An 18932-nucleotide genomic window follows, 5' to 3' on the forward strand; every position below is an offset into this window, starting at 1 on the left:
GTTCTGGCGCTGGCGGCAGGGTACGAATTGGACGATGCCATCGCCGCTGCGGTCGAGCGTGTCAATGCATCCGGCCAGTTGACACCGTCCGTGCTGGAACGTGTCGTCGGCCCGGCGATCTGGGACATCCTGTGCCCCGAAGCGCCCCTGCGCCGTTGGCGCCTGATCGAGTTGGAGGATCGCGGGCCGCTCCGCGCCCGCGCCATCCGGCTGGACGAGCGCATCCTGCAGGCGTTGCTGGGCGTTCACTACCTCGACGCGCGTCTTCAGGGGCTGGTGGCCTTGTGCCCACCGGAAGCCAATAGACCTGTCCGCGAGCCGGAGCTGGCACAGACGATTGCGAAACTGTGGCAGGATCCGGCCCATTTGCCGCTGGTGCAATTGGCGGGGCGGACGCGCGCTTCGCGGCGCCAGGTGGCCCAAAACGCCGTGCGGCGGCTGAGTATCCCGCTGTTCCGCCTCAACGCCAGCGACATTCCCGGCGACTGGACTCAGCGTCAGGCGCTTGCCGTGCTGCTCAACCGTGAACTAGCCCTGTCGGCCGGCGCCGTCCTGATCGAAGCCGACACGGAAACCGCCGCCCCTGCCGCCGCGCTGGCGGAACTTCTGAACGGCCCGGTCATTCTTTCCGCCGACGAGCCCGTGCATGTCGAACGCACCCCGCGCGTACGGCTGGACCTCTGCGCGCCGGGTTTTGCCGAGCGGCAGGACATCTGGCGGCACGTTCTGGGTCCGCAGGCTGAGGCGCTTGGCCCGGCGCTGGACCGCCTGTCCGGGCAGTTCGCGCTCGACCCGCCCGCCATCGAAGCCGCAGTATCCATGGCCGGGCAACCGGGAGGCGATCTGACCGGCCAACTATGGCAAGCCGCGCGTGATCAGGGGCGGCGGGCGCTGGATGGGCTGGCAGAACGCATCGAAAGCCGCGCCAGGTGGAACGATCTGGTGTTGCCCCAAGGCCAGACCTCCGTCCTGCACGATCTGGCGGGCCATCTGCGCGACGCCTGGCGCGTCAACAACGCCTGGGGTTGGGAGAGCCGAAATCCGCGCGGGCTCGGCGCGGCGGCGCTGTTTGCGGGGCCGTCGGGCACCGGCAAGACGATGGCGGCGGAGGTGCTGGCGGGGGAACTGCAACTCGACCTTTATCGCATCGACCTGAGCCAGGTGGTCAGCAAGTATATCGGCGAGACGGAAAAGAACCTGTCCCGCATCTTTGCGGCGGCCGAGGATGGCGGGGCCATCCTGCTGTTCGACGAAGCCGATGCGCTGTTCGGCAAGCGCAGCGAGGTGAAGGACAGTCATGATAGGTACGCGAATGTCGAGGTCAGCTATCTCCTGCAGAAGATGGAGGCATATCGCGGCCTTGCGGTACTGACCACAAATCAGAAATCGGCGCTCGACACCGCGTTTCTGCGGCGGTTGCGCTACGTGATCACCTTTCCCTTCCCCGACGCCAATGCGCGCGCCGAAATCTGGGCGCGCATCTTTCCGCCGGAAACACCGCGTGAGGGGCTGGATTATCCTGCACTGGCGCGTCTTGCACTGTCGGGTGGCTCGATCCGGTCGATCGCGCTCAACGCCGCGTACCTCGCCGCCTCGGTCCCGGAACCCGTGCAGATGCGCCATGTCGCAAAGGCCGCGCAGCGTGAATACGCCAAGCTTGAAAAGCCGTTCTCCGCAAATGAGCAGGGGGTGTTCGGATGACACGGATAAGATTGCGGATCGACAAGGTCACGACCAATGGCACCCCGCTGAATCGGGAAGCGTTCGAGGCGGCCCTGCAGCGGGAGCTGTCGCAACTGGTGCAGTCGAATGGGTCGGACGCGCTGGGGAGCAACCGATATCGCGCCACGGCCCGCACCGTGGCGCCCAAGGGCGACAGCAGCGCGGACGGCATCGCCGCCGCGACGGTCCGGGGTGTCCGCAAATGATCCGGCCCCAGCATATCCCACGGAGGTCCGGCCATGGCTGAACAGACCCGCATCGCGCGACCGGAAGCGGTCACGGCCCCGCCCGCCGTGACTGGCGTGTTGCAGCGCGCCTGCAGCTGCGGCGGCAGTCCGGGCCCATCGGGCAAATGCGCCTCGTGTGCGGCCGAGGACAAGCTGGGCGTGCAGACCAAGCTGACCGTCGGCCCGCCCGGCGACGCCTACGAACAGGAGGCCGACCGTATCGCCGACCGGGTGGTCATGGGGAGGGACGCCGGTGCGATTTCGGCGGTCGGACCCAAGGATCTGCGACGGCAGATGGACCCGGAAGAGGAGGAGGAGCTTCAGCTCCAGAGGCAGGAGGAGGAAGAAGAGGAACTCCAGCTGCAACGTCAGGAGGAGGACGAGGAGGAGCTTCAGGCCAAGCCCGCGACGGGGCCTGGCACATCGACGCGGTCGAATGGCTTTGCCCATCGCCTGAGGTCCGAAAGCTCGGGTGGGCGCCGTCTCGATGCCGGGACACGCGCCACGTTCGAGCCCCGCTTTGGCCGCGATCTGTCCCACATCCGGCTGCACGACGGAAGCGGCGCGCAGGCACTCAGCCGTGAGATCGGCGCACGGGCGTTCACCCATCGCAACCACATCTATTTCGCCGCCGGGCAACACAGCCCGGACTCCGCCGAAGGCCAGCGTCTTCTGGCGCACGAGATCACCCATACCTTCCAGCAATCCGGCGAGGACAGGTGGCTGGTCCAGCGTGATCTTGCAATCGCTCCGGAACGGCCCGGCGCCGCCCCGCGCACCCTTTCGGCGCGCGACATCCGGGTTGCGGTCGATTTCAACCGCCGCCGGTTCGACGATCCCTATACCCTGGCGGTCATTCGGGACGTGATCGGGATTTCCCGTTATCCCGCCGTATCCGACGAGGCGCTGGCCCGCGCCATCGGCGGCTGGCAGGCGCGCAACGGCATCGCCGAGGATGGCCGCATCGGGCCGGTCACGGCGATGTTCGTGGTCGAGGAACTGCAGGCCGAAGGCAATCAGACCGACGCGCTTCAGGTCGTTTCCGAGTTTCCGGGCGGAACCTTCCTCGATATCGACACGTCGTTCTGCGGGTGCCAGACCGAACTGGCGGGCGAGGTGCAGGACGCCAATTTCTTCATCGCCGAATACACCGCCTGCGGGGCCGACCCGTCGAACACCTCGGGCGACGACATCGAACAATGCATCGACGACCGGGCAGCGGCCCGCGGCCAGACCCTGACGACGGCAGGCACCACCAGCGCGTCAGGCCAAATTCAGGTCGCGCAGACATCCGGCCCCTGCGGCGCCCTGGTCGACCGCCTGACACTGGCCCATGAACAGATCCATGGCGAAGACGTTTCCACCTTGCGGCAGCAGCACGGCTCGGGCGCGGCCTTCAACGCCGCGTTCAACGATCCGCAGGCCTGGGTCGCCGATGAAATCCAGTCGCGCGAGACCGACATCGCCGTGGCCAACTGGATGACCCGCGTTCTGGACAGGATTTGCCCATGATCAGATCGAAACGCGCCCCGAAAAAGTCCCGCAAGAGCACCAGCGGCCGCGCGCCTCGACATGGCGCGATGAATTCAACCGGCCGGACCGCCGCGGCGGCGGTCGCCATGGCTTCGGCTGGCCGACCCCTGTCGAGCGGCGAGCGCGCCTATTTCGAGCCGCGGTTCGGACGCGATCTGTCGCATGTCCGGCTGCATGACGATCCCGCCGCGGCCCGCGCCGCACGCGGCATCAACGCGCGGGCCTTTGCCCTGGGCCACCACATCGGATTTGCCGCCGGGCAGCATGAGCCGCAGTCGCGGCGTGGGCGGCACCTGATCGCGCATGAACTGGCGCACACGCTGCAGGATCAGGCAGCATCGACGATCCGGAAGGTGCCTGACGGGTTCGGTCTGGACGAGGATCCGGGGCGGCGCCGCGATCCGTTCGCCATGCCGCCGCGTCACATGGAAGATCCGCGCGGCCCGGGCGACCGATCGACGCTCACCTACCGCCAGGCGCGGGAATTGAACCGGTGCATCGAGGTCATGGGCGACGATGCCTGGGGGCGCGCTTCTTGCGCGAACACGGTACTGGGAACGCCTATTCCGGACTGGCTGTCGGTTCAGGGCGTTTCCACGCCGGTTCCGTCCACCGCACGTCCGCGCGCGGGCGGCGGGGCGACGATGCAGATCGGCCCGGTCACGCTGACCATTCTACCTGACACCCGAACGTCGGACCCGGCCATGATGGACAAGGCCAAGACCCAGATCATACCGGAGCAGCTTCCTTCGGGGGCCAATCTTGTGGACGGGGCGACCATGAACAACCGGGTAACGTCCTTCACCGTTCATCCCTCCGCGTTCCGGCTGTCGATCCGCACGACCTTTGGCCCCGGCGTGAATGCGCAATCGACCTCGGGATACGGGCGCGGGCGGGCGCAAAGCGACCGCGACGTGGGAAGCACGTCCCTCGGGTTTCACGAAGGCGAACACGGGCGCGATTTCATCACTTTCCTGCGCAACAACCCCTATCCGGCATTTCGGGGCCGCAACGGTCAGACAAGCGCGGCGTTCTCGGCCCGCATCACGCAATTCGAGGCCGCCTTGCAGGCCTATGTCAGCCGCATGAACCGGGCCTCGGAACTGGCCACCGACTGTGCGGGTGAAGTGACCATCGACGATTTCAACGCCGAGCACGGCACCGCGACCACCACCTGCGTCGTGCAGCCGGGCGATCCGACACCATGAGGAACACATGACGGGATTTCCGGGATCACCGAAACTCATCCGCGCCGGGCTGGTGCTGATCTCGGCCGAGACAGGTGCGGTCGAACGGATCATCACCCTGCAATACGCGCCCGAGACCCTGTCGCGGCAGATCGAGGCGCAGGCCATGGACGAGGCCGGAAACCGCGCACAACCGCTGCGGCTGCGTGCGCCCGCGGTCGAAACCATCACTCTGGAGGCCGTCATCGATGCCACGGATCAGCTCGAATTTCCCGATCGCAACCAGACCACCGTCGATCACGGCATCTTTCCGGCGCTGTCGGCGCTCGAGACCATGCTGCACCCGACCACGGCACAACTCAACCGCCAAAACACCCAGGCCGGTGCCGGATCGTTCGAGATCGCGCCGGCCGAAACCCCGCTTGCACTGTTTGTCTGGAGCGCGAGCCGCATCGTTCCCGTGCTGCTGAAATCCATCCAGATCACCGAAGAATTCTTCGATCCCAACCTCAACCCGATCCGGGCCAAGGTGTCGTTGTCGCTGCGCAGCCTTTCGGTCGATGACCTGGGGTTCAGCCATCGCGGTTCCGGCCTGTTCATGGCCTATCTACAGGCCAAGGAACAACTGGCTGCCCGCGCAACCGCCGGATCGCTCGACGCGCTGGGCGCAGGAGGTGCGCTATGAAGAACCCCGTTCAGGCCATGCTGGAGGCCGGGATCGTCGAAGCCACCGATTTTCCGCCCGAAAGCCGGTATCACGGTATTCCAACGCGCACCTTCTCGGCGCCCGATGGCCGGCTGATCCCGTATCTGACGCGCAGGTTCTCGCCCGCGCCCGAGCATTTCGCCACGCTGGGATACCGCATCGTGGCCGAAGGCGACCGGCTGGACCGGCTGGCGGCCGAAACCATCGGCAATCCCGAGTCCTTCTGGCTGCATTGCGATTCCAACCGCGCGATCTGGCCGGAAGAGCTGGAAACCACAGGATTCCAATTGCGCCTGACGCTGCCCGAAGGCGTGCCCGGCCCAGAGGAAGAGTCATGATCAAGGGCATCGACATATCGCTGTTGTTCGGGCCGGGCATTCCCGCGCCCGCTCCGCGCGAAGTGATCGAGGCGCTGGAAACCGTGCGCGTCGAAGAAAACGCGGGCGAGGTGCAATCGGGGTTCGAGCTGGTCTTTTCAGTCGAGAAGGACTCGCCCCTTAACACAATTTTCCTGCTGGCCGGCGGATCGACACTGCCGATCCTGCGGGTGGCGCTTGTCGCCACGATCGGCGGGCAGGCGACCGCCCTGATCAACGGTGTCGTGACCAAGACCGACATCCGGCCCGGATCGGGCGGCGATCCCGCACGGCTGTCGGTCAAGGGCAAGGATCTGACGGCGGCGATGGACGTGATCGATTTCTCGGGCCTGATCCCCTATCCGGCCATGCCGCCCGAGGCGCGGGTGGCTCTGATCCTGGCGAAATACGCCTGGCTTGGGATAATCCCGCAGGTGATCCCGAGCCTCGAAGGCCCGCCGCTGCCGACCGAGGTGATCCCGCGCCATCAGGATACCGATCTGGCCTATATCCGCGCGCTGGCGCGCGAGGCCGGATACACGTTCTTCATGAAACCCGGACCGGCGCCCGCGACCTCGTTCGCCTATTGGGGGCCGGATATCCGCATGGGCGACATACAGCCGGCCCTGACGGTGGACAGCGGCTCGGCCAGCAATTGCGAGAACCTGAGTTTCAGTTTCGACAAGGAACAGTCGGAAATCCCCATCGTCTATATCCACAACGCGCTGACCAAGGCGCCGATCCCGATTCCGATACCGGGACAGATCCCCTTCATGCCCCCGCTCGGCGCCGTGCCGCCGCTGCCGCCAAAGATCACGCGGCTGCGCGACACCGCGCGGCTGAACCCGCTTCAGGCGCTGGCGCGCGGCTTTGCGCGGGCAGCGGAAAAGAACAACGCCGTCAGCGGACAGGGGTCGCTGGACGTTCTGCGCTATGGCCGCGTCCTGCGCGCCCGCGCCCTGGTCGGCGTGCGCGGCGCGGGCCAGCCGTTTGACGGCGTGCACTATGTCGAACGGGTCACGCATGAAATGTCGCGCGGCCAGTACAAGCAAAGCTTCACCCTCAAGAGGAGCGGGCTGCTGCCAGCCCGTGCGTCGATACCGGCATGACGGAACGCTATCTGGGCAAATATCGCGGTACGGTGGTCAACAATGTGGACCCGATGATGACCGGGCGCATCCAAGCCATCGTGCCGGATGTCAGCCAGGTGGCTTTGACCAGCTGGTGCATGCCCTGTTTTCCGATGGCCGGAACCCAGACCGGCGCGATCGGCGTGCCGCCCATCGGCGCGGGTGTCTGGATCGAGTTCGAGCGGGGCGATCCGGACTATCCGATCTGGACCGGGTGCTTCTTCGGATCGGCGGCCGAGGTTCCGGCGCTGCACCAGTTGACGCCGCCGGGGGTCAGCGCGGTGACGATTCAGACCCTGTTGCAGAACGGGATCACGGTGACTGACCTGCCCGGACCCACGGGCGGTATCGTCCTGAAAACCGCAACCGGCGCGTCGCTGATCGTCAATGACACCGGCATCTACATCCAGAACGGGCGCGGCGCATCGATCGTGATGACCGGCCCGACCGTGACCGTGAACAACGGCGCGCTGACCGTGATCTGAGGAGGAACGGACATGAGCGGACCAATTCTGCATCTCGGCGCGACCGTCACCTGCTCGCACGGCGGGCAGGCGCTGCCGGTCTCGCCCTCGGCGCGGGTTCTGGTGAACGGGCAGCCCGCGGTGGCGCAAACCTCTCCCTGGACGGTGGCGGGCTGCGGGTTCGTGCCGCCGGGTGGCAACGGCCCCTGCGTGACGGCCACCTACACCGTCGCCGCGACACGGGTGCTGATCGACGGCGCACCGGCGGTGCTGATGTCGTCGGTTTCTATCTGCGCGCCGACGGGCACGCCGTTGATCCCGGTGCAGGCGCAGACTCGGGTTATCGGGACATAGGCGATGCAGGTCGATTTTCCATATCACTTCGACGGGCGCGACAGGACCGCGGAAACCGACGAGGCGGACCATATCCGCGATCTGATCGAATTGATCCTGTTCACCAATCCCGGCGAACGGGTGAACCGGCCCGAATTCGGCTCGGGCATCTATCAGCTGCTGTTCGCGCCGGTCAGCGCCGAGCAGGTGGCCACCACCGAATTCATGATCCGGGGCGCGTTGCAACAGCATCTGGGCCGCCGCATCGAAGTGCAGGACATCACCGCCGAGGCTCAGGACGCGACGATCATCATTACCATCGCCTATCGCATCCTGAGGACCGGGGTACAGGATCGGGCAAGCTTTGCTTTGGGAGATGGCGCATGATCTATCATTGCTGCGATCCCCGCCGCCGCGAGCGCGTGCTGACCGCCATCGACGATGGAGTTGCGATCAACGGCATCGACTTTCTGGAAGTCCTGGACCGCGAAGCGCCCGCCGACACTCCGGCCCAGCGCACCCTGTTGCTGCGGTTTCTCGATACCGCACCCGTTCTGACACTGGAGAATTTCGAACTGACCGGCGGCGAGCGCGTCACCAACATCACGCTGGAGTGGGTGACGCGGGCCGACGCACCGGATGCGACCCTGGCCGAACCCGGCCTGACCGCCTGGCTGGCAACCTTGCCGGACCCCGATCAGGTGCTGGTGCTGCGCACGTCGTCAAACGGAGATTTCTCGACCTACACCTTGCGGCTGGTTGCCAATCCCGGCGATCTGTCGCCCCCGCCCGGCATCGACCGGGTGCTTTCGCAGGTCGATTTCTCGTTCAAGGTCGAATGTCCCTCGGATTTCGACTGCGCGCCGAAACACGCCTGCCCCGAAGACCCGCCGGAGCAACCGGCGCTGAGCTATCTGGCCAAGGACTACCGCAGTTTCCGCCGCCTGATGCTGGGCCGGATGGCGCAGATCATGCCGGACTGGCGCGAACGCAACCCGGCCGATCTGGGCATCACGCTGGTCGAGGCGCTGGCCTATACCGCCGACCGGCTGTCCTATGCGCAGGATGCGGTGGCGACCGAAGCCTATCTGGCCACGGCGCGGCGGCGTTCTTCGGTGCGTCGCCATGTGCGCTTGGTGGACTATCACATGCATGACGGCGCAAATGCACGGGTTTGGGTGCATTTCGACGTATCCGACGACGTGTCGCTGCCGGAACGCACGCGCGTTCTGACCCGCCTGCTGGGCTTTGAACCGGTGATCGCGGAGGGCAGCGATGAGGAGCGCGATGCGCTGAACCTGACGCCGCTGGTATTCGAAACACTGCATGACAAGGAGTTGTTCGAAGACCACAACCAGATGTTCTTTCACGAATGGTCCGACGCCGAGTGCTGCCTGCCCAAAGGCGCCACACGCGCGACGCTGGCCGGCGATCATCCGGACTTGTCCGCAGGCGATGTGCTGGTTCTTGAAGAACGCCTCGGTCCCCGCACCGGGCGCGCGGCGGACGCCGATCCGGCCAAGCGCCATGCGGTGCGCCTGACCGCGGTTCAGGCCGGTCTGACCGACGATCTGGAAGGGGTGCCGATCACCGAAATCCGCTGGGCCGAAGAGGATGCCCTGCCCTTCCCGATCTGCGTCTCGTCCGAACTGGACGAGGCGGCCGGCGGCGGGTTGCAGCGCGACGTTTCACATGTGCTGGGCAATATCGTGCTGGCCGATCACGGGATGACCATCGAAGGTGAGGATCTGGGCGCGGTGCCGCAACCGCATCTGCAACTGGTACCGGACCCCTCGGACGATCCCTGCGATCATCCCGAACCGCGCGCCGTCCCGCCGCGCTTTCGCCCACGGCTGAACGAAGGCCCGGTTTCGCAAGTGGCCGGATACGATGCGGACGCGCCCTCGGCCTTCGCCGCCGTCGATCTGCCCCCCTCGACGCGAAAACCCTACGTGACGCTGCTGTCCGGCACGCCGCCGGCCACCGAGGGCTGGGAGGCCCAGCGCGACCTGCTGCAATCCCTGCCCGAACAGACCCATTTCGTGGTCGAGACCGAAGCGGACGGGTCGGCGCATCTGCGGTTCGGTGACGACCAGAACGGCCGCCGCCCGGCGGCCGGCACGCCCTTCGCGGCGACCTATCGGGTCGGAAACGGGCGGGTCGGCAATGTGGGGTCCGACGCGCTGTCGCACGCAATCACCGGCGTGAGCCAGATCAGCGCGGTGCGAAACCCGATTCCTGCAACCGGCGGCATGAACCCCGAGTCGATGGAAGAGGCGCGCCAGGCCGCCCCTTACGCCTATCGCCGACAGGAACGTGCTGTGACACCGCAGGACTATGCCGAGATGGCGCTGCGCCACCGGGACGTACAGCGCGCCGCCGCCACGTTCCGCTGGAACGGCCACGGTCACACCGTCTTTGTCACCGTGGACCGGTTCGGCAACCGGCCAATCTCCGAGGAGTTCGAGGCCGAGCTGCGCGAGGAACTGAACGCCGTGCGCATGGCGGGTTATGATCTGGAAGTCGATGCCCCGCGCTTCGTGCCGCTGGAAATCGGGCTGTTCATCTGCGCGCATTCCGACCATTTCCGCGCGCAGGTCCGGCAGGAAGTGCTGCGGGCGCTTTCGGCGGTGCGCAGCGCGGACGGCTCGACCGGCTTCTTCCATCCCGACAACTTCACCTTTGGCGATCCGGTCTATCTGTCCGCGATCTATGCCCGCGTGATGCGGATCGAAGGTGTCTCATCGGTCAAGGCCACGCATTTCCGGCGCCGGGGATCGACCCGCACCGAAGCCCTGGACGACGGTGTTCTGACCTTTGGCCGGCTGGAAATCGCGCAGCTCGAAAACAACCGAAACTTCCCCGAGCGGGGCGCGCTGGAGATCGAGATGGGAGGCGGAAAATGACGAATGGCCCCATTCGCATCGGGTTTCCCGACCAGGGCGCAGAAGCCGACATTTGCGGCTGCTGCGATGGAACCGAGCTTGCCACTTTGCAAGACACCGCCAACCGACCGAACCTGTCGGCCATCGCTTTCCGCGTGGGCGATCATGCCCGGTTCAAGGCATCCATGCTCACCGGATTGGCGTCGGCCGCGCATCCCGCGCTTGCCCGTTTGCGAACGCGAGCCGACGACGATTTCTCGATTGCCCTTATCGACGCATGGGCCGCCGCCTGCGACGTGCTGACCTTCTATCAGGAGCGGTTCGCGAACGAAGCCTATATGGGTACTGCGACCGAGCGGCTTTCGATTTCCGAACTCGCCCGCCTGATCGGCTATCGCCTGCATCCCGGATCGGCGGCCGAGACCGATCTGGCGATCCTGATGGAAGACCCCCCCGGCGCGGAACCGGACGTGGCGGCGCTGACCGTGCCGGTCGGAACCCGCGTTCAGTCGCAACCCGGACCGGAAGAAGACGCGCAAGTGTTCGAAACCATCGAACCGCTGCAGGCGCGCGTGGCCTGGAACCGCTTGCGGCCGCAGCTTACCAGATCGGAGTTGCCCGGAAACGGCGCGACCCATGCCTGGCTGGCAGGTACGCCCAACCTTCAGGTCGGCGATGCGGTGATATTCCTCGACCGCGAGCGTTGGGACCGGGATTTCAGCGGTTTCGACACCGACTCGCTGCGCTGGAACTTTCGCATATTGCAGAGTGTCGATGCTGCCGCCGACGGTTCGCGCACGCGCATCTCCTGGTCCGGCGGTCTGGTCAACCTGACCGCAACGGGCGGAGACGGCGAACCGCCGCTGAAGCTGTACCACCTGCCTGAGCGCGCCAATTTCTTTGGCTACAACGCTCCGCATCCGCTCGTCCTGACCCCCCGCCAGCGCAATGGGTTCGGCTTTGCGGACAGCCCGCCGCAACCGAACTCGCCCTCGACCATCGGCGGCACCTCGACCGCTCCCGACGACTGGGTGTTCGAGCTTGACACCAACAACCGCATCCATCTCGACAGCATCTACAAGAGCTTTGTCGTGGACAGCTGGATCGTCATCCGCCGACCCCTGGGCGCGCAGCGGCCTTACCGCATCACGGCGGCGGACGATGCCAGCCTGGCGCGGTACGCGATCAGCGGCAAGGCTTCGCACCTGACGCTCGACACCGGTACCGCCACCAGCATCTTCGAAGGCGATCAGTTTCGTGGCAGCGCCATCTTTGGCGGCAGTATCGAGCTGCGGTTTGCCGACGTTCCCGTGACCGAGTGGGTCGCCGGCGACCGGATCGAACTGGACACGCGCGCCGACGGTCTGCCCGAAGGCCGCCGCCTGATCTTGCGCGGCAAGCGGGCGCATCTGGAGTATCGCGGGCAGGTCGGCACTTTGGAGCACGAGGACGGCGCGGTGCGCAGCGTGGTCCGCGGACAGATCCTGACTCTGCTGGACGCCCCTGAGGATCTGGGCGCGAACCTGCGGTACAGGGTGGAAGACGAAACCGGATTTGCCGGAACCATGACCGAACCCGCACACCGGTTCCGCCCGGTTCCCGCCCCCGACGATGCCGAAACCATCGCGGTTCCGGCCTTTCTCGAGCGGGTCGTAACCATCAGCGCCGAACGCTCGCGCCTGGACTTGACGGAGCCGCTGGGCGTGGCCTTCGACCGAGAGAGCCTGGTCATTCACGCCAACGTGGCCCGCGCCGCGCATGGCGAGGGCGCCACCGAGATCCTCGGTCATGGCGATCCGTCTGTGCCATTCCAGAAATTCCTGCTGAAACAGGCGCCCGTCACGCATCGCCTGGCGCCCACCGAGACCGGTGTCGAAAGCACCCTGAGCCTGCGCATCGACGGCGTGGAATGGCACGAGATGCCAGATCTGTATCAGCGGGGTGCTTCGGCACGGGTCTACAAGACATCGCTGACCGAAGCGGGCGAAACCGTCGTCGAATTCGGCGATGGCATATCCGGCGCGCGGCCCACGGCTGGGCGGGACAACATCGTTGCGGAATACTCGCGCGGGATCGGCGCGGCTGGCAACTTGCGCGCCGGACAACTGAAGCTGCCGCTCGACCGGCCACTGGGCCTGAAGGAGGTCGAAAACCCCTTGCCCGCCACTGGCGGCGCGGATGCCGAGGCCGCGACGGACGCGCGGCGCAATGCACCGATCTATACGTTGACACTAGGCCGAGTCGTTTCGCTGACCGACTATCGGGATTTCGCGCTGGGCTATCCGGGGATCGCCAAGGCCGAGGCGCGCTGGGTCTGGCAGGGACAGACACGGCGCATCGTGGTGACGGTGGCCGGCGACGACGGCGCCGAGGTTCCGCCGGAGTCGACCATCCACGACAACCTGCTGCTCGCATTCCGTCAGTTGGGCGATCCGCTGGTCGGCGTCGATCTGCTCTCTTACCAGCCCGCCACCTTCCGCCTGGGTCTGCGCGTCGCCGTCAACGCCGCTCATGACCAGGACACGGTGCTGGCGGCGACCGAGGCGCATCTGCGGCAGGCGTTTTCTTTCGAGACCCGCGATTTCGGCACGCTGCTCAGCCTGTCCGAAGTGGCCGCCGCCGCGCATCAGGTGGCTGGCGTCGATGCCGTCGATATCGACCTGCTCTACCGGACGGTCCATCCGCAGAACGCGGTCACGGCCCATGCGCGTCTGGTGTCCCGGACCGGCCGGGCCGCACCCGACGGAACCCTGCTGCCCGCCGAGATCCTGACGCTCGATCCGCGCCCGCTGGACAAGCTGGAGGTGATGTCATGAACCGGATCACGCCCGAGTCGCTCTACCGCCTGCTACCCGCGATCCACCGGTTGCGCGATGCCGGCGAGGGTGGGCCGCTTGCGGCACTCGTGGCGGTGCTGGCGCGTGAGGGCGCGGTGGTCGAAGAGAATATCGAACAGCTGCTCGACAACCTCTTCATCGAAACCTGCGAGGATTGGGCGGCGCCCTATATCGGCGGAACCATCGGGTACCGGGCCCTCTATCCCATCGAGGGCACCGATGTCGGCAATCGCGCCGAGGTGGCCAACACCATCGGCTATCGCCGTCGCAAGGGCACCGCCGCAGTGCTCGAGGCGCTGGCCCGCGACGTGACGGGATGGCCGGCGCATGTGGTCGAATTCTTCCAGATCACCGCGACCTGCCAGCACATGAACCATATTCGCCCCGCGCATCATCTGGCCCCCGATCTGCGCGATCCGCTGGATCTGGAGCCCATGTCTCACGCTTTCGACCGCGTGAGCCATACCGTTGACGTGCGCGCGATCCGGCAGGGGCCACGGATCAAGTCCAGCGGCGGCAAGCACAACTTCCCGAATATCGGCCTGTATCTGTGGCGATTGCTGCCCAAGGACCACATTCGCGTGCCGACGACCCAGGTCGATGGACGGCGCTATCTGTTCGACCCCTTGGGCGCCCCGCGCCAACTGGTCAACCTGCCTCAGCCCGAAGACACGATCAGCTCGATCTCGCGTCCCGAACACGTGCCCGGCGACATCTCGCGCCGCGCGCTCGATCGCGATCCGGCGCTTTGGTACGGGCCGGGCCGTGCGTTCGAAATCTTCCTTGACGACGAGGCCGTGCCCGTCACCCGGATCGAAGCCTGCGATCTGTCGGATGACGGACCCGGCTGGAACCACTCCCCACATGACGCGATCTCCGCCGCCGACCTTGCCGAGATCGAAGACACCGACCCTCTCGTGCCACCTGCAAACGCCTTGGTCAGGGTCGATCCTGTGCTGGGGCGGATCGCCTTTCCGAACCCTGAGGACGGCGAGGTGCGCACCACCTTCCGAACCGGATTTCCGGCACGCATCGGCGGCGGTCAGTACAATCGCGCCGCCACGTTGACCCGCGACCCGGGCCAGGCGCTGATTCCGGTTCCGACCGTCACGCACCCGACCATTCAGAGTGCAATCGACGATGTGCTGGCCTTGGGCGGAATCGTCGAGATCACGAATTCGGACACGTTCGAGGAAGCGGTCGCAATCGATGCCGAGCCCGATACCGAAGTCATCCTGCGCGCCGCTGACGGCCAACGCCCGGTTCTGCGGCCTCCAGCGGCGCTGGCGCTGAGCGGAGGCGAGAATGCGCGGATAACCGTCGATGGGATCGTGCTGGATGAGCAACCGATGACCCTGGCGCCGAACGGCGACGGCGAGTCGCCCAAGTCGGTCACTCTGCGTCATGTGACCCTGATTCCGGGATTGTCGTTCACCGACACCGGCGCGCCGTCCACCCCCGAGGCGGTCAGCCTCACCGTGACGACAACCGGGGTTGAATTGCTGATCGACCGCGCGATGACCGGGCCGGTCCGCATGGATCAGACCACCAACGCCACGTTCAGGGACAGTATCGTGGATGCGGCCGCCCTGCCGGCCCGCGACAGCGCCGAGGCGCTGGCGATTGCCGGACCGGCGGGCGAAGGCGACCCGGCCGGAGCGCTGACCCTGATCGCCTGCACCGTTCTGGGCCGCATCGTGGCGCGCAGCTTTCCTTTGGTTTCCAACAGCATCCTGCACGCGCGCGGCGACTCCCCGATACAGGCGCGGCGTCGGCAGGAGGGTTGCATGCGGTTCAGCTATGTTCCCGACGGCTCGATCACCCCGCGCCGCTATCGCTGCCAGCCGCAACTGGCCATCGACCAGGCCGTCGATGCCGCCGAAGAAGCCGCGGGCGGCGAGATCCCGCAAGCCCAGCGCGATCTGATCCGCAGTCGCATCGTCCGGTGGCTGCGCCCCGGTTTCGTGGCGCAATCGGCGTCGCACCCGGCCTATGTGCAACTGCGCCTCGCCAGCCCCGCGGAAATCCGCAAAGGCGCGTCGGACGAAGGCGAGATGGGGGCCTATCACCTTCTTGCGGCCCCGCAGCGCGAAGCCAACCTGCGGATCCGGCTGGAGGAATACCTGCGCTTCGGCCTGGAAGCGGGAATTTTCTATGAGACATGATTTTGAAGGAGCGACCCAATGAGCGGTGACTACAGCAGAGACAGCTTCGACGCCCTGAGAAGCTTCGCCGGGGTGTTTCTTCAGCAGGGCCGTGCGGTTCTCGACAGCGACTGGAACGAAATGGTCGAATTGTTCGAGCGCCGGATTCGCGCCGGGACCGTCGATACGATCGGGCGGGCGGTGGTGCCGCTGGAAACAGAACTGGCGTTCGAAATCCAGCTCACCGCCACCGGTTTCGAATACGGTCGCGGCAGGCTCTATCTCGACGGAATGGTGTGTGAATCCTTCGGGTTCGCCAATTTCGACGGCAGCGATCCGACCCGGCCCGACCCGGTGTTCGACCGGGCGCGACCCGGCGTCGATGGACCCGAAGGCGTTCTGGACGAAATGATCTCGCCGCCCGAAGGCGATTTCACCGACTACTTGGCACAACCCTATTGGCCGACGCCCGAGGATCTGCCCGGGGACGGGCGGCATCTGGTCTATCTGGTCGCCTGGCAGCGCGAAGTGACGCCGACCGAAGTGCCGGCGCTCTTGGATCCGGCGCTGGGTGGGCTCGATACGACGACCCGCTGGCAAACCGTCTGGCAGGTGCGGGTCTTCCCGGATGTGGACGATGCCGTCACCTGTGCGACGCCGGATGACGAGATCGAAGGCTGGCTGGACGAAATCGCGCCGTCCACTGCACGGCTGACGAACGGAACCGTCGACGTGGACGAGCCGGAAGATCCCTGCCTTGTGCCCCCGACCGAGGGCTATTCCGGAGTCGAAAACCAGTTCTACCGCGTGGAGATCCATGGGCTGCGCGCCGATTTCGATCCCGACGACACGCCGACGCAAGGCGACTGGCGGTTCAAGTTCAGTCGCGAAAACGCTTCGGTCCGGGCTTCGGTCACGACCATCGCGGCGGACGCGGAATCCGTGACCGTGGCGCGGATCGGGCGCGATGAAGTGCTGCGTTTCGCCCCTGGCGACTGGGTCGAGATCACCGACGATCATCGCGAGTTGAACCACCGCTCGGGCCAGATCCTGCGGGTGGCGGATGTGGATGCCGAAACGCGCACGGTGGAATTCGAGTCGGCGATCGACGCCGATCTGGTCCCCTCTGGCGCGGGCGGGGACACGACGGAAACCCGCCATACCCGCCTGATCCGCTGGGACCAGCGCGGAGTGATCCGGCTTGCCGACGGCACGGAATGGGCCGATCTGGATCTGCCGGGTTCGGACGGCTTGATCCCGGTGCCGCCCGATGGAACCGAAATTCTGCTGGAAAGCGGAATCACCGTCAGTTTCGCGACCGTGGACGGCCCCGGTCACTGGCGCGAGATGGATCACTGGCGGTTCGCCGCGCGCACCGCGAACACCCAGATCGAACCCGTGACGATGGCGCCGCCGGATGGGGTTCAGCGCCACTATACGCGCCTTGCGGTCATCGTGCCGGGTGGACCCAACGTTCCGGGGCAGGTTCTGGACTGCCGGACCTTCTGGCCGCCGGAATTCGAGGCGGGCGAAGGCTGTGCCTGTACCGTCTGCGTCACCGCCGAAGAGCACAATTCCGGGTCGCTGACGATTCAGGACGCAATCGATCAGGTCGGCGCCCTGGGTGGCAGCGTGTGCTTGGAGGCTGGGATCTACCTTTTGGAGCAGCCCGTCCGGATCGCCAACAGGGCAGGCATTCGCCTGGTCGGACAAGGAATCGGCACGATCCTTGTCTACAACGGCGCGGGCGGCGCCGTGCAGGTCGAAACCGCGGTGGATACAAGGCTTGAGCGGTTCTCGGTGCTGGCGGCTCCGGTCGAGGATGCCAACGGCACCTTGCTCCCCGTGCACGGGGTGGCCGCGGTCAACACCTCGCTTCTGGCGCTGCGCCGTCTGGCGGCGGTTGTGCTGTCCCCGAACCCCGAGGACCGGGCAGATTTTGGCATCGCGCTGGACGGAAACCAGATCGCGACCAAGATCGAGGAATGCATCGCCGTCGCGCCGAATGCGCTTGGCTCGCGGTCGTCCTATGGCCTTGACGAGGATGGCGACCTGCAGTTCGCCGCCTTTGCCGAGCTGCGGGTTCTGGATTGCATCCTGTTCGGGGCGCGCTTTGCCGTGCGGATCGACCGATCCGCGATCAACATCGCGGCGGCGCTGCTGTCGCGAAACCTGGTCCTGTCCTTCGAAACGGGAATGCAGATCAACTGGGCCGAAATCCCTGCGGCTCAACTGTCCATCGACGCGACGACCGCAATGGCGAACCGCTCGGCCATGCGGCTGTCGGCGGGCACGATGCGCGTTCAGGACTGCGAGATTTCGGCCGGCGACGGCGCTGTGGACGGGATCACGCTGATGCCGAACATCCTGCCGGAAACCCTGACGGATGCGCAGATCGTCGGCAACACGATCTTTGACCTCGGCGGCGCCGGAGTCCGTATCGCGGGCCAGCATGACACGGTGTTGATCAAGCGCAACATCCTCCGCGACTGCGGCGAGGCCGGGGTCACGATCGAACCCGATGCCTCGGTCCGGCATCTGGCGATAGACAACAACAGCTTCCAGCGCATCGGTCTGACCGCGGGTCAGGATTTCGCAGTGGGCGTTCTTGCCACCAACGTGGAAACGGGACAGATCGCCGGCAATTCGATCCGTGGCGTAGGCGAGGCCGGCTTTTCCGGTCAGGTCTATGCCGGCATCGCCGTGCAGGGCAGCGGCAGCGTGGACGTTTCCGGCAATACGATATCCGAGATCGGGGCCGGCCAGCCGGAAAGCGCCGCATATGGCATTCTGGCGATGCCGCCTTTCGTCGGGCTGAGCATCGGGGCCAACCGGATCTTCGGACAGATGGCTCGGTCCGATGACATCAGCGACTGGCGCGCCATTCGCATCGGCCCCTCGGGCGGACCGAATGTGGGCGGAATCGGAGGGCTGACCACCGGCTTCCTTGCCGCCCTGCCGGGCCGTGCACCGGACGGGCATGTGTTCTTCCGCGTCAACGAGGCTGTCTGGACCGCCTCCGCAAACCGGTTCCGCATCGCGCTTCCCTCGGTGGCATCGCAGATCTCTGTCCGGGGAAACCAGGCTCAATCGGCGCAACAGCTGACCGATGCCATGGTCTGGATCGTCAGCAACGGGGCGCGCAGTCTGGGTTTCTCGGACAATCAATTCGACCTGCAAAGCGGCGGCGGGTTGAACCGGGTCGTTCTGGTGGCAGGTCAACGCCTTACGATTTCCGCCAACTCGGTGACGCACAGCACCGACGCGAACTCGATGCAACTGTTCACCGGGGCGAACGGCGCGGCGGCCGTCGTGGGCAACATCACCACGTCCGGGATCACGTTGAACAATACGGCCCTGCCTGCGCCGTTCAACGCGCTCAACCTGACGAATTGACGAAAGGAACGC

At 66.1% G+C, this 18932-nt stretch carries 14 protein-coding genes; all 14 read left to right on the forward strand.

What is annotated here, in order from left to right:
* On the forward strand, window positions 1–1701 hold a 1701-nt coding region (locus AC2FNJ_RS09465; RefSeq protein ID WP_496763980.1), incomplete at its 5' end, for an ATP-binding protein.
* On the forward strand, window positions 1698–1928 hold the full coding sequence (locus AC2FNJ_RS09470) for a hypothetical protein (protein ID WP_496763981.1): 231 nt from the start codon (window positions 1698–1700) through the stop codon (window positions 1926–1928). The genes AC2FNJ_RS09465 and AC2FNJ_RS09470, both read left to right, overlap by 4 nt.
* Before the next feature lie 33 nt (window positions 1929–1961).
* On the forward strand, window positions 1962–3461 hold the full coding sequence (locus tag AC2FNJ_RS09475; RefSeq protein WP_496763982.1) for an eCIS core domain-containing protein: 1500 nt from the start codon (window positions 1962–1964) through the stop codon (window positions 3459–3461).
* Window positions 3458–4690: an eCIS core domain-containing protein gene (locus AC2FNJ_RS09480; RefSeq protein ID WP_496763983.1), complete on the forward strand. Its 1233-nt coding sequence runs from the start codon at window positions 3458–3460 to the stop codon at window positions 4688–4690. The genes AC2FNJ_RS09475 and AC2FNJ_RS09480 overlap by 4 nt, the downstream gene beginning before the upstream one ends.
* A gap of 7 nt (window positions 4691–4697) precedes the next feature.
* On the forward strand, window positions 4698–5354 hold the full coding sequence (locus AC2FNJ_RS09485) for a CIS tube protein (protein ID WP_496763984.1): 657 nt from the start codon (window positions 4698–4700) through the stop codon (window positions 5352–5354).
* Window positions 5351–5713: a hypothetical protein gene (locus AC2FNJ_RS09490; protein ID WP_496763985.1), complete on the forward strand. Its 363-nt coding sequence runs from the start codon at window positions 5351–5353 to the stop codon at window positions 5711–5713. The genes AC2FNJ_RS09485 and AC2FNJ_RS09490 overlap by 4 nt, the downstream gene beginning before the upstream one ends.
* Complete coding sequence (locus AC2FNJ_RS09495) at window positions 5710–6840, forward strand: hypothetical protein (RefSeq protein ID WP_496763986.1); 1131 nt, start codon at window positions 5710–5712, stop codon at window positions 6838–6840. The genes AC2FNJ_RS09490 and AC2FNJ_RS09495 overlap by 4 nt, the downstream gene beginning before the upstream one ends.
* Window positions 6837–7346 (forward strand): phage baseplate assembly protein V, encoded by a 510-nt coding sequence (locus AC2FNJ_RS09500; RefSeq protein WP_496763987.1) that lies wholly within the window; start codon window positions 6837–6839, stop codon window positions 7344–7346. Before AC2FNJ_RS09495 ends, AC2FNJ_RS09500 begins: the two co-directional genes overlap by 4 nt.
* 12 nt (window positions 7347–7358) lie before the next feature.
* Complete coding sequence (locus AC2FNJ_RS09505) at window positions 7359–7679, forward strand: hypothetical protein (protein ID WP_496763988.1); 321 nt, start codon at window positions 7359–7361, stop codon at window positions 7677–7679.
* A 3-nt stretch (window positions 7680–7682) separates the two neighbouring features.
* A complete protein-coding gene (locus tag AC2FNJ_RS09510; RefSeq protein ID WP_496763989.1) occupies window positions 7683–8045 on the forward strand; it encodes a GPW/gp25 family protein in 363 nt (120 codons plus the stop codon).
* Window positions 8042–10564 (forward strand): putative baseplate assembly protein, encoded by a 2523-nt coding sequence (locus AC2FNJ_RS09515; RefSeq protein ID WP_496763990.1) that lies wholly within the window; start codon window positions 8042–8044, stop codon window positions 10562–10564. Before AC2FNJ_RS09510 ends, AC2FNJ_RS09515 begins: the two co-directional genes overlap by 4 nt.
* On the forward strand, window positions 10561–13359 hold the full coding sequence (locus AC2FNJ_RS09520) for a putative baseplate assembly protein (RefSeq protein ID WP_496763991.1): 2799 nt from the start codon (window positions 10561–10563) through the stop codon (window positions 13357–13359). The genes AC2FNJ_RS09515 and AC2FNJ_RS09520 overlap by 4 nt, the downstream gene beginning before the upstream one ends.
* Complete coding sequence (locus tag AC2FNJ_RS09525; protein ID WP_496763992.1) at window positions 13356–15545, forward strand: hypothetical protein; 2190 nt, start codon at window positions 13356–13358, stop codon at window positions 15543–15545. Before AC2FNJ_RS09520 ends, AC2FNJ_RS09525 begins: the two co-directional genes overlap by 4 nt.
* A gap of 18 nt (window positions 15546–15563) precedes the next feature.
* On the forward strand, window positions 15564–18920 hold the full coding sequence (locus AC2FNJ_RS09530; protein WP_496763993.1) for a DUF6519 domain-containing protein: 3357 nt from the start codon (window positions 15564–15566) through the stop codon (window positions 18918–18920).
* Window positions 18921–18932: the final 12 nt, after the last annotated feature.

Source organism: Ruegeria sp. BHSB196 (genome assembly GCF_059613135.1).

Coding starts and splice junctions, on each gene's coding strand:
- AC2FNJ_RS09470 (WP_496763981.1), top strand. CDS start 1,698: ATGACACGGATAAGATTGCGGATCGACAAGGTCACGACCAATGGCACC.
- AC2FNJ_RS09475 (WP_496763982.1), top strand. CDS start 1,962: ATGGCTGAACAGACCCGCATCGCGCGACCGGAAGCGGTCACGGCCCCG.
- AC2FNJ_RS09480 (WP_496763983.1), top strand. CDS start 3,458: ATGATCAGATCGAAACGCGCCCCGAAAAAGTCCCGCAAGAGCACCAGC.
- AC2FNJ_RS09485 (WP_496763984.1), top strand. CDS start 4,698: ATGACGGGATTTCCGGGATCACCGAAACTCATCCGCGCCGGGCTGGTG.
- AC2FNJ_RS09490 (WP_496763985.1), top strand. CDS start 5,351: ATGAAGAACCCCGTTCAGGCCATGCTGGAGGCCGGGATCGTCGAAGCC.
- AC2FNJ_RS09495 (WP_496763986.1), top strand. CDS start 5,710: ATGATCAAGGGCATCGACATATCGCTGTTGTTCGGGCCGGGCATTCCC.
- AC2FNJ_RS09500 (WP_496763987.1), top strand. CDS start 6,837: ATGACGGAACGCTATCTGGGCAAATATCGCGGTACGGTGGTCAACAAT.
- AC2FNJ_RS09505 (WP_496763988.1), top strand. CDS start 7,359: ATGAGCGGACCAATTCTGCATCTCGGCGCGACCGTCACCTGCTCGCAC.
- AC2FNJ_RS09510 (WP_496763989.1), top strand. CDS start 7,683: ATGCAGGTCGATTTTCCATATCACTTCGACGGGCGCGACAGGACCGCG.
- AC2FNJ_RS09515 (WP_496763990.1), top strand. CDS start 8,042: ATGATCTATCATTGCTGCGATCCCCGCCGCCGCGAGCGCGTGCTGACC.
- AC2FNJ_RS09520 (WP_496763991.1), top strand. CDS start 10,561: ATGACGAATGGCCCCATTCGCATCGGGTTTCCCGACCAGGGCGCAGAA.
- AC2FNJ_RS09525 (WP_496763992.1), top strand. CDS start 13,356: ATGAACCGGATCACGCCCGAGTCGCTCTACCGCCTGCTACCCGCGATC.
- AC2FNJ_RS09530 (WP_496763993.1), top strand. CDS start 15,564: ATGAGCGGTGACTACAGCAGAGACAGCTTCGACGCCCTGAGAAGCTTC.